General features: G+C 62.7%; 7 protein-coding genes. All 7 read right to left on the bottom strand.

Translation table 11 applies throughout. The annotated features are described in order from the left end of the window. Positions 1 to 88: 88 nt before the first annotated feature. Positions 89 to 1,507 (bottom strand): glutamate synthase small subunit GltD family protein, encoded by a 1,419-nt coding sequence (locus OGV19_RS25540; RefSeq protein WP_264311201.1) that lies wholly within the window; start codon positions 1,505 to 1,507, stop codon positions 89 to 91. A 123-nt stretch (positions 1,508 to 1,630) separates the two neighbouring features. Then, positions 1,631 to 6,076, bottom strand: coding sequence for a glutamate synthase large subunit (gene gltB / locus OGV19_RS25535; RefSeq protein ID WP_264311200.1), 4,446 nt, complete (start codon positions 6,074 to 6,076; stop codon positions 1,631 to 1,633). 373 nt (positions 6,077 to 6,449) lie between these two features. After that, positions 6,450 to 8,087 (bottom strand): SPOR domain-containing protein, encoded by a 1,638-nt coding sequence (locus OGV19_RS25530; RefSeq protein ID WP_264311199.1) that lies wholly within the window; start codon positions 8,085 to 8,087, stop codon positions 6,450 to 6,452. 15 nt (positions 8,088 to 8,102) lie between these two features. Continuing rightward, positions 8,103 to 9,200 (bottom strand): 3-dehydroquinate synthase, encoded by a 1,098-nt coding sequence (gene aroB / locus OGV19_RS25525; protein WP_264311198.1) that lies wholly within the window; start codon positions 9,198 to 9,200, stop codon positions 8,103 to 8,105. A gap of 96 nt (positions 9,201 to 9,296) precedes the next feature. Then, the gene (aroK, locus tag OGV19_RS25520; RefSeq protein ID WP_028698445.1) at positions 9,297 to 9,815 is read right to left on the bottom strand and encodes a shikimate kinase AroK; all 519 of its coding nucleotides are present in this window, start codon (positions 9,813 to 9,815) and stop codon (positions 9,297 to 9,299) included. A gap of 4 nt (positions 9,816 to 9,819) precedes the next feature. Continuing rightward, positions 9,820 to 11,088: a type IV pilus secretin PilQ gene (locus tag OGV19_RS25515; protein ID WP_264311197.1), complete on the bottom strand. Its 1,269-nt coding sequence runs from the start codon at positions 11,086 to 11,088 to the stop codon at positions 9,820 to 9,822. Then, the gene (locus tag OGV19_RS25510; protein ID WP_264311196.1) at positions 11,012 to 12,010 is read right to left on the bottom strand and encodes a pilus assembly protein PilP; all 999 of its coding nucleotides are present in this window, start codon (positions 12,008 to 12,010) and stop codon (positions 11,012 to 11,014) included. The genes OGV19_RS25515 and OGV19_RS25510 overlap by 77 nt, the downstream gene beginning before the upstream one ends. Positions 12,011 to 12,022: the final 12 nt, after the last annotated feature.

Below are 12,022 nucleotides of genomic sequence, written 5' to 3'. Positions count from 1 at the left end.
GCACAAGGCCGCTCCCACAGGGAAATGCATTCCTCCTGTGGGAGCGGCCTTGTGCCGCGATGGGCCGCAAAGCGGCCCCAGCATTCAATCAGACTTCCAGGTAATCCAGGATACCCTCGGCAGCCGTGCGGCCTTCGAAAATAGCCGTTACCACCAAATCCGAACCGCGCACCATATCGCCACCGGCAAACACTTTCGGGTTGCTGGTCTGGTGCTTGAACTTGCCCTTCTCTGGCGCAACCACCCGGCCCTGGCTGTCCATCTGGATGCCAAACTGCTCGAACCACGGCGCCGGGCTCGGGCGGAAGCCGAAGGCGATCACCACGGCATCGGCCGGCAGGATCTCTTCAGAACCCGGAATCGGCTCGGGGCTGCGGCGGCCACGGGCGTCCGGTTCACCAAGACGGGTCTCGACCACCTTCACGCCTTCGACCTTGTCTTCGCCGACAATCGCGATTGGCTGGCGGTTGTAGAGGAACTTCACGCCCTCTTCCTTGGCGTTTTTCACCTCTTTGCGCGAACCCGGCATGTTGGCCTCGTCACGACGGTAGGCGCAGGTTACCGACTTGGCGCCCTGACGAATCGAGGTGCGGTTGCAGTCCATCGCGGTGTCACCACCACCCAGCACCACGACCTTCTTGCCCTGCATGTCGACGAAATCTTCCGGCGACTTCTCGAAGCCCAGGTTGCGGTTGACGTTGGCGATCAGGAAGTCCAGCGCGTCATGCACGCCCGGCAGGTCCTCGCCCGGGAAGCCACCCTTCATGTAGGTGTAGGTACCCATGCCCATGAACACCGCGTCGTACTCGGCGAGCAGCTGTTCCAGGGTGATGTCCTTGCCTACCTCGGTGTTCAGGCGGAACTCGATGCCCATGCCGGTGAAGACTTCGCGGCGATTGCTCAGCACGGTCTTTTCCAGCTTGAACTCAGGGATGCCGAAGGTCAGCAGGCCACCGATTTCCGGGTTGCGGTCGAACACCACCGGGGTCACGCCGGCACGCACCAGCACGTCGGCGCAGCCCAGGCCTGCCGGGCCGGCGCCGATGATGGCGACACGCTTGCCGGTTGGCTTGACCTTGGACATGTCCGGGCGCCAGCCCATGGCGAACGCGGTGTCGGTGATGTACTTCTCCACCGAGCCGATGGTCACCGCGCCAAAACCGTCGTTCAGGGTGCAGGCGCCCTCGCACAGGCGGTCCTGAGGGCATACGCGGCCGCAGACTTCCGGCAGGGTATTGGTCTGGTGCGACAGCTCCGCCGCCGCCAGGATGTTGCCTTCGGACACCAGCTTCAACCAGTTAGGGATGAAGTTGTGCACCGGGCACTTCCATTCGCAATACGGGTTGCCGCAGCCCAGGCAACGGTGCGCCTGCTCCACGGACTGCTGGGGCTTGAACGGTTCGTAGATCTCGACGAACTCTTTCTTGCGCTGGCGCAGCAGCTTTTTCTTCGGGTCCTTGCGGCCCACTTCGATGAACTGGAAGTCGTTACTCAGACGTTCAGCCATTTTTCAAAACCTCTTAACAGCAGCTGCAAGCTACAAGCTGCAAGCCGCAAGACGATCACTTAAGCCGGGCAAACCTCGCACTGCGTTTACTTGCAGCTTGAGGCTTGCCACTTGCAGCTGTTTTTACTGCGGGTTGGCACGGGTGCTGGACAGCAGTTGCTTGAGGGTGGCCGCCTTCGGCTTGACCAACCAGAAGCGTCGCACGTAGTCGTCCAGGTTCTCCGAGAGCTCACGCCCCCACTCGCTGCCGGTTTCGTCCACGTATTCGGCAAGGACCCGCGCCAGGTGGCTGCGGTACGCCTCCATCGCTTCACCACTGATGCGCTGGATTTCCACCAGTTCATGGTTGAGCTTGTCGACGAAGCTGTTGTCCATGTCGAGCACGTAGGCGAAGCCGCCCGTCATGCCAGAACCGAAGTTGTAACCGGTCTTGCCCAGAACGCAGACAAAGCCGCCGGTCATGTATTCACAGCAGTGATCGCCAGTGCCCTCGACAACAGCGTGGGCGCCAGAGTTACGCACAGCGAAGCGCTCGCCCGCGGTACCGGCGGCAAACAGCTTGCCGCCAGTGGCACCATACAGGCACGTGTTGCCGACGATGGCGCTGTGCTGGGTTTCGAACGGGCTGCCGGCAGGTGGCACGATGGTGACCTTGCCACCGGTCATGCCCTTGCCGACGTAGTCGTTGGCGTCGCCTTCCAGGTACAGGTTCAGGCCACCGGCGTTCCACACGCCGAAGCTCTGGCCCGCAGTACCCTTGAAGCGGAAGGTGATCGGCGCAGCGGCCATGCCCTGGTTGCCGTGCAGGCGGGCGATCTCACCGGAGATACGCGCGCCGATGGAACGGTCGCAGTTGCAGATATCGAGGCTGAACTCGCCACCGGCCTGGTCGCGGATGGCCGGCATGGCCATGTCGACCATCTTCTCGGCCAGCTCGCCCTTGTCGAACGGCGGGTTCTTGTCGACTTCGCAGAACTGCGGCTTGTCCGCCGGAATGTGCGAGCTGCCCAGCAGTGGCGTCAGGTCCAGGTACTGCTGGCGCTCGGTGTCGCCTGGCAGCACGTCGAGCAGGTCGGTACGGCCGATCAGCTCACCCAGGCTGCGTACGCCCAGTTTGGCCAGCCACTCGCGGGTTTCTTCAGCGACGAAGGTGAAGAAGTTGATCACCATGTCGACGGTGCCGATGTAGTGGTCCTTGCGCAGCTTGTCGTTCTGGGTGGCCACGCCGGTGGCGCAGTTGTTCAGGTGGCAGATGCGCAGGTATTTGCAGCCCAGGGCGATCATCGGCGCAGTGCCGAAGCCGAAGCTCTCAGCGCCGAGGATGGCCGCCTTGATCACGTCGAGGCCGGTTTTCAGGCCACCATCGGTCTGCACCCGCACCTTACCGCGCAGGTCGTTGCCGCGCAGGGTCTGGTGGGTTTCGGCAAGGCCGAGCTCCCATGGCGCGCCGGCGTACTTGATGGAGGTCAGTGGCGAAGCACCGGTACCGCCGTCGTAGCCAGAGATGGTGATCAGGTCGGCATAGGCCTTGGCCACGCCTGCGGCGATGGTGCCAACGCCCGCCTCGGCCACCAGCTTGACCGAAACCAGTGCCTGCGGGTTGACCTGCTTGAGGTCGTAGATCAGCTGGGCCAGGTCTTCGATCGAGTAGATGTCGTGGTGCGGCGGTGGCGAGATCAGGGTCACGCCTGGTACCGCATAGCGCAGCTTGGCGATCAGGCCGTTGACCTTGCCGCCTGGCAGTTGCCCGCCTTCGCCGGGCTTGGCGCCCTGGGCCACCTTGATCTGCAGCACTTCGGCGTTGACCAGGTATTCCGGGGTGACGCCAAAGCGGCCGGTGGCCACCTGCTTGATCTTGGAACTGCGCACGGTGCCGTAGCGCGACGGGTCTTCACCGCCCTCGCCGGAGTTGGAGCGTGCGCCCAGGCGGTTCATGGCCTCGGCCAACGCCTCGTGGGCTTCTGGCGACAGTGCACCCAGCGAGATACCGGCAGAGTCGAAGCGCTTGAGGATGGCCTCCAGCGGTTCAATCTGCTCGATCGCCAGCGGCTGGTCGGCCACTTTGACTTTGAGCAGGTCGCGGATCATCGACACCGGGCGCTGGTCGACCAGCGTGGTGTATTCCTTGAACTTGGCGTAGTCGCCCTGCTGCACAGCGGCCTGCAGGGTGTTGACCACGTCCGGGTTGTAGGCGTGGTATTCACCCCCGTGGACGAACTTGAGCAGGCCGCCTTGCTGGATCGGCTTGCGCGCGCTCCAGGCTTCGGCCGCGAGCAGCTTCTGGTCGCTCTCCAGGTCTTCGAAACGCGCACCCTTGATGCGGCTCGATACGCCCTTGAAGCTCAGGCCGACCACTTCTTCGGCCAGACCAATGGCTTCGAACAGCTGCGCACCCCGGTACGAAGCGATGGTGGAGATACCCATCTTCGACAGGATCTTCAGCAGGCCCTTGGAAATGCCCTTGCGGTAGTACTTGAACACCTCGTCCAGATCGCCCAGCACTTCACCGGTGCGGATCAGGTCGGCCAGCACTTCGTAGGCCAGGTACGGGTAGACGGCCGAGGCACCGAAGCCCAGCAGCACGGCGAAGTGGTGCGGGTCACGGGCAGTGGCGGTTTCGACCAGGATGTTGCTGTCGCAACGCAGGCCCTGCTCGGTCAGGCGGTGGTGCACCGCGCCCACGGCGAGCGACGCGTGCACTGGTAGCTTGCCTGGGGCGATGTAACGGTCGCTCAGCACCAGCTGAGTCTTGCCGCTACGCACGGCCTCTTCAGCCTGGTCGGCAATGTTGCGGATGGCCGCTTCCAGACCGATGCCTTGCTCGTAGTTAAGGTCGATCAGCTGGCGGTCAAAACCTTCGCGCTCCAGGTTCATCAGCGAGCGCCACTTGGCAGGCGAGATGACCGGCGAGCTGAGGATTACCCGCGAAGCGTGCTCCGGGGACTCCTGGAAGATGTTGCGCTCGGCACCCAGGCAGATTTCCAGCGACATGACGATCGCTTCGCGCAGCGGGTCGATCGGCGGGTTGGTGACCTGGGCGAACTGCTGACGGAAGAAGTCATACGGCGAACGCACGCGCTGCGACAAAACGGCCATCGGCGTGTCGTCACCCATCGAACCGACCGCTTCCTGGCCTTGCTCACCCAGCGGGCGCAGCACCTGGTCACGCTCCTCGAAGGTGACCTGGAACATCTTCATGTATTGCTTGAGCTGGTCAGCATCGTAACTGGCCGCGCCCTGGTCATCGGTCAAGGTCGCCTGAATACGCGTGGCGTGCTGACGCAGCCAGCGCTTGTACGGGTGGCGCGACTTCAGACGGTTGTCGATGGCATCGGTGTCGAGGATCTGGCCGGTTTCGGTGTCCACGGCGAAGATCTGGCCTGGGCCGACACGGCCCTTGGCGATGACGTCTTCAGGCTTGTAATCCCATACGCCGATTTCCGACGCGATGGTGATGTAACCATTGGTGGTGGTCACCCAGCGCGCCGGGCGCAGGCCGTTACGGTCGAGCAGGCACACCGCGTGGCGGCCTTCGGTCATGACGATACCGGCCGGGCCATCCCACGGCTCCATGTGCATGGAGTTGTATTCGTAGAAGGCGCGCAGGTCGGCGTCCATGGTCTCGACGTTCTGCCACGCTGGCGGTACCAGCATGCGCACGCCGCGGAACAGGTCGATGCCACCGGTGACCATCAGCTCCAGCATGTTGTCCATGCTCGACGAGTCGGAACCCACGCGGTTGACCAGCGGGCCGAGTTCTTCGAGGTCTGGAATCTGGTCATTGGCGAACTTGGTGCGACGGGCCATGGCCCAGTTGCGGTTGCCAGTGATGGTGTTGATCTCGCCGTTGTGGGCGAGGAAGCGGAACGGCTGCGCCAGCGGCCATTTCGGCAGGGTATTGGTGGAGAAACGCTGGTGGAACACGCAGATTGCGGTCTGCAGGCGCTCGTCGCCCAGGTCTGGATAGAACGCCGCGAGATCGCGCGGCATCATCAGGCCTTTGTAGATGATGGTCTTGTGCGAGAAGCTGCAGATGTAGTGGTCGGTGTCGTGGGCGTTGGCCACGGACGAACGACGACGGGCACTGAACAGCTTGATGGCGAATTCTTGATCGCTCAGGCCTTCACCGCCGATGAACACCTGCTCGATCTGCGGCAGGCGCTCCAAGGCCAGGCGGCCGAGCACGCTAGTGTCGATCGGCACTTTGCGCCAGCCAACCAGCGTGAGGCCGGCTGCGAGGATCTCGCGGTCCATGTTGGCGCGGGCGGCTTCGGCTTTGACCGGGTCCTGGTTGAAGAACACCATGCCGACGGCGTACTGCTTGGGCAGCTCGACGGCAAACTGTTCCTGGGCCACGGCACGCAGAAATTGATCGGGCTTCTGCATGAGCAGACCGCAACCGTCACCGGTCTTGCCGTCGGCGTTGATGCCGCCGCGGTGGGTCATGCACGTCAGTGCCTGCATGGCGGTTTGCAGAAGGTGGTGACTTGGCTCGCCCGTCATATGGGCGATCAGGCCAAAACCACAGTTGTCCTTGAATTCTTCGGGATGGTACAGACCTGTTTTCATAGACACTTTCTCACCAGGTTCACCTCTCAACCGGAGGCAAATCTCTTTTTTAACAACCACTTACCATCCACGCCGATCAAACGCCAGCTTTTTTGCGGTGGTCATGGAAAACCATTGTTGCACAGCGACAGCGATGCCCACAAATTTTCATGTCTCACCATTGAAAATTTATGTCGCAATTTTGAATGTTTTGCGCCATGCGCCGTGATAGCGGCTCGGCTTGAGTCTGAAGCGTTTCAGCCATGACTGCAAGAGAGGCTTGTGGCCGGCAGTCTGGGACAGAAAAGCCTGCCGCGCTCAGGCGCAGCAGGCTAGACGAAAAGTCAGGATTCGCTCAGCAACTGGGCGGCGGGGTGATGCCGCCCGGCAGGTATCAGCGGGCCGAGGCCAGCTCTTGTTGGACGCTGGCGACGGTACGTGGCCAAGGTTTACCAGCCTGGACCTTCGCTGGCAAGTTCTTGATTGCCGCTACCGCTGCGTCGCGGTTGGCGAAGCTGCCGTAGGTCACAACATACAGTGGCTTGCCCTGCAGGTTTTTCTTGAAGTAGCGATAGTCGCCACCCTGAGCCTTGACGAACGCCTGGGCCGACGCTTCGGAGCTGGTGCCGAGGATCTGCACCACGTAATTGCTCGGCTTCTGGCCTGCATACCAGCCACCACCGCTGCTGCCGCTGGCCGCTGGCTTCTCGACAGGCTTGGCCGCTGGCTTGGGGGCTGGCTTGGCGGTAGCGACCTGGGTCGGCGCAGGCGCAGGCTTGGCAGGCGCAACCGGTTTTACAGGCTGGGTTGCGACAGGTTTTGGCGCAGGCGCAACCGCTTGAACCGGCGCACTGGCGATTGGCTGCGCAGGCGCAGGTGCAGGCCCCGCCGGTACACCTTGTGGCGGTGCGATGGTGGTCACGGTCGGCGGGTTGCCAGGCTGCAGTGCGGTATTGCCTGCCGGGCTGCCTTCTTCGCCATCACCCATGCCAGCGGCCTGGGCCAGCGGCTCACGCATCACCGGCTGCGACTGCCCAACCAGCGGCAGTGGCATCGGCTGGGACGAGCCGGAGAACTCGATGGCCGGGTTGCCGTTATTGGCCTGGGCAGCGCCCGGCTGGCCTTCACCTGATGGCAACTGAGCCTGGGTAGCCGGCACCTCGGCAGGTGCCTTGTCGCCTTTTTTGGGCATGAGAACCGCGGCAGCAACGGCGACCACGACCACAGCGGACAGCGCGAGCACGTGTTTCTTAGGCATTTTCAACCCCATGGATGGTCGCTTGGCCGTCGAACGGCTGGCGATCATGGCTTCGATCAAAGTGTCACGGGCAACCTGGTTGATATTGCCAGGCCAACCGTCGGAGTGCTCATGGATATCGACGATCTGTTCACGGGTGAACACCTCGATGCCCTGACCGGCGCCATCCAGACGCTGCTCCAGGTACTCGCGGGTCTCTTCTTCGCTGTAGGGGGCGAGCTCGATGACGTGGAATCGTTCTTCCTCGATACTCAGCTCATCCAACCCAGCAATCAGCGACGATTCGCCGAACAGGAACACGTGCGGGCGCCCTTCCGGAACACCCGCCGCCAGCTCCAGCAACGCTTGGAGTGCCGACTCGTCGAGTTGTTCCGCATCATCCACCAGCAAATACACTTCTTGCCCGGTCAGCGCCAGTTGCACCACCTTGGACAGGATGGCCTGGACCTCGGGCTGAGCCACTTCCAGCGACTGCGCGACCTGGCCGAGCACGCTGGCCGCATCGCTGGCGCCACGGGCGGAAACCACCACGCTCTGCACCGATTGCTTGTTGGTACTGGCCACCAGGGCCTGGCGCAGCAAGGTCTTGCCGCTGCCCAGGGGGCCGGTGACAACCAGCATCAGCTGGCTGTAGCGGGCCAGGTGATGCAGCTGGCCCAGCACAGGCTTGCGCTGGGCCGGGAAAAACTTGAATCCGGGCACGCGGGGCGCGAACGGATCGTGGCTCAACTGGTAATGGTCGAGAAAGGCCTCATCGGCATGCAAACTGGTCATTGCGCTGTCACAACCTCAAAGCTGGGCCACGATCGCGCGGTAATCCGCCGACAGCGTGGCCTGAAGAATCTCTTTCGGATAGTCGTCGGTTACCACGGCCTCGCCCATCTGGCGCAACAGCACCAGACGCAGACGACCGTCGAGCACCTTCTTGTCGACCGCCATATGCTCCATGAAATGCGCCGGGGTCATTTCCTGTGGTGGCACCACCGGCAAACCTGCGTCCTGCAACAGGCGGATTGCGCGATCGCGCTCGGTCTGGTCGATCCAGCCCAGGCGCATGGACATTTCCAGGGCCATCACCGTGCCCGCCGACACGGCTTCGCCGTGCAGCCAGACGCCGTAACCCATATGGGTTTCGATGGCATGCCCGAAGGTATGTCCAAGGTTCAGAGTCGCCCGCACGCCCGATTCGCGCTCGTCTGCGCCGACCACGGCAGCCTTGGCCGCGCAGGAGCGGCGAATGGCTTCGGTCAGCGCCGCGCTATCCAGGGCACGCAGGGCATTCATATTGTCCTCAAGCCAACCGAGGAAAGGTTTGTCGCAGATCAGACCGTACTTGATCACTTCGGCCAGGCCCGCGGACAACTCACGCGCGGGCAAGGTCTTGAGGCTGGTGGTGTCGATCAGCACTGCGTTGGGCTGATAGAAAGCACCGACCATGTTCTTGCCCAGCGGGTGGTTGATGCCGGTCTTGCCACCGACCGAGGAATCGACCTGGGACAGCAGGGTGGTTGGCACCTGGATGAAATCGACGCCGCGCTGGTAACAGGCGGCGGCAAAACCGGCCATGTCGCCGATCACGCCGCCGCCGAGGGCCACCACGGTGGTGCGACGGTCGTGGCGGGCGGTGAGCAGGCCATCGAAGATCAACTGCAGCGTTTCCCAGTTCTTGTAGGCTTCGCCATCAGGCAACACCACGGGCAACACTGAATACGCACCAAGGGTCTTGGCCAGGCGTTCGAGGTACAGTGGCGCGACGGTTTCGTTGGAAACGATGGCGACCTGCCGCCCGGCAATATGCGGCGCCAGCAGCTCAGGCTGGTCCAGCAGGCCTTCGCCAATGTAGATCGGGTAGCTACGCTCGCCCAGGTCGACCTTTAGTGTCTGCATGTATCCCCACAATGTACTTGGGCGCGGCGCCGCTTGAGCGACGCACGCGGTAAGTTGAACCTCGCCTCGGCGCTGGTGGCCGAGAATAGTCCCGGCTTATCGGGGCGGCAACTGCTGCAAGCGTTCGAGAATATCGATCACCACCATGCGCGGTGGCCGCTCGTCGGTTTCAACGACCAGGTCGGCGATCTCGCGGTACAGCGGATCGCGGGCTTCGAGCAAGGCACGCAGAGTCGCTTCCGGATTGGCGGTGCGCAACAGAGGGCGATTGCGATCGCGAGCGGTACGCCCGACCTGCTGCTCCACCGAGGCATGCAGGTAGATCACCCGGCCGCCCTGGTGCAGCGCCTGGCGATTGGCTTCGCGCATGACCGCGCCGCCACCGGTCGCCAGAACCACGCCATCGAGCGCGCAGAGCTCGGCGATCATCGCCTGCTCACGGTCACGGAAACCCGGCTCGCCTTCTTTGTCGAAGATCCACGGGATGTTGGCGCCGCATCGCAGTTCGATTTCCTTGTCGGAATCCTTGAACAGCAGGCGCAGCTCTTTGGCCAATAGGCGTCCGATGGTGCTTTTACCAGCGCCCATGGGCCCCACAAGTATCAAATTTCGCACAGAATCAACGACTCACAGCAATCGCCTGGTCACTCATGATACGCGGAGTCAGGAAGACCAGCAGCTCGGATTTTTTCTCTTGTAGTACATCGCGTCGAAACAGCCGCCCAACATACGGCAGATCGCCGAAAAATGGCACCTTGTCGACCACATTGTTTTGCGTGGTCGAGTAGACGCCACCGATCACGATCGTCTCGCCGTCAGCCACGCGAACCTTGGCGTTTACCTCGTTCTTGCGGATTGGCGGCACATTGTTCAAGGCATTGACGTAATCCGGTTCGTCCTTGGTCACCCTGACGGTCATGATGACCTTGTTGTCCGGGGTGATTTGCGGGGTGACCTCCAGCGACAGCGACGCTTCGCGAAACGACACGGAGGTGGCGCCACTCTTGCTGGTTTCCTGGTAGGGCACCTCGGTGCCTTTGAGGATTCTGGCGGTTTCCTTGTCGGCCGTGACGACCTTGGGCTGCGAGATGATTTCACCATTGCCGCTCTTTTCCATGGCACTGAGCTCAAGGTCGAGCAAGATGTCTCCCCGCAGCAGGCCCAGGCCCACACTGGCGACGGCCCGTTCCACCCCAAGGTCGACGAACAGCTCTTTGCCTGGCCGCACATTCTCGGCGTACAAGGGCTTGCCCCAACGCACGCCAAGGCTCTTTTCGTAATCGACATTGGCTTCGACGATGCGCGCCTCGATCGCCACCTGGCGCACTGGCACATCCAGTTGCGCCACCAGTTGGCGCAGCTCGGCAAGGCGATCAGCGGGTTGATACGCCACCAGGGTATTGGTGCGCGCATCGACGCTCAAACTGCCTCGCCCGGTCAGGATGCCGTCGTCCGCCAGGGTTGCCAGCAACAGCTCTGCGAGCTCTGAGGCCTTGGCGTGATGGATCGGCATCAGCTCGCGCCGCAAGGGCTGCAACTGCGCATCCAACACCTGGCCCACCCGGGCGTCAAGCGATTGCCCGGCGAGTTCGGCCGCAGGCGCCACAAGCAGCACATTGCCCTCCTCGTGGCGTGCCAGGCCCTTGCTGCGCAGCACCAGATCCAGCGCCTGGTCCCACGGCACGTCCTGCAGGCGCAAGGTGATGCTGCCCTGCACCGAGTCGCTGGCGACCAGGTTCACACCGGCGTAATCAGCCAGCACCTGCAACACGGCGCGCACCTGCACATCCTGAAAGTTCAGCGACAGCGGCTCACCCCGGTAGGACGTTGCTGACGCTATCGGGATTGACAGCGCGAACGCCGCCACCCATTTCCATAGCCTCTTCATCGTTGTCCAGGACCTCCTTGTCCAAGGGTTTTCTGAGCGTGAGTATTGCTGTGCGCTCTTGCCATGCACTGGCCACGAACCATCGCTCGCGCACTTCGACCTGCTGCGCATCGACGCGCACCACAACGCCTTCATCGCGGCCCAAGCGATCGCCTGGGCGCACACGAAACAGCTGGCCCGCAGACAGCAGCAGCGCTTCATGCATGCCGCCGCGCGCCAAGCTGCCAACCATTTCCAACTGCACCAAGGGCACCCCGCCCAGCCCGTCAGGCGGCATCCGCACTGCTGAAGAGGAGAAGGGGTCAAGCGAAGGCGGCATGGCCGCTGCCCGCGCGGGCACATGCGCCAGCGCTACAGGAGCCGGAGGTGTTGCATTGGCATGATAGGCATCAACCTTCAGGCGCAAACGCAACAAACCAGGCCGCCCATCGGCTTGGCTCATGTTCATGTCACCGACACGCAGCAACCGGGTCTGGCCAAGCCACTCGTCCAGCCAGACACGCAATGCTGCATAGCGCCCCACCACATGCACATCCAGCGGGGTTGTCCGGTAATCGGGTTGACTCACTTCGTCATGGACGTCGAGCCGCTCGAACAACAGGCCATGTTCATGCCCCGAGGCGGCTAGGAAATCGAGCAGGTCACTCATGCGCTCCCCCGCCGAAAGGTGCCATCGGGTAGCCTCAAGTGCCTGCTGTGCGGCGGCCAGCGAATCCTCCAGGTGCGTCAGCTCCAGTACTTGAGCCGCCTTGGCCGAGTGTTCCTCGTTCAATTGCTCATGCTGTGCATCTATCTGCCCTTGGGAGTGCCGTAACTCCGGCAAGCGGATGCCACATCCCAACGCCAGCAACAGCACACCAAGACTGACCGAAGCACTCCACCTGAAGCGGCTGGAACGCTCGACCATTCGTTGCCAGCCCATCCTCCATACTGC

The sequence above is a fragment of the Pseudomonas putida genome, from assembly GCF_025905425.1.
GTDB classification, from domain to species: Bacteria; Pseudomonadota; Gammaproteobacteria; order Pseudomonadales; family Pseudomonadaceae; genus Aquipseudomonas; species Aquipseudomonas putida_AF.
Note: the sequence above shows the minus strand (reverse complement) of the source record. Positions and strands in the feature narration are given on the sequence as shown.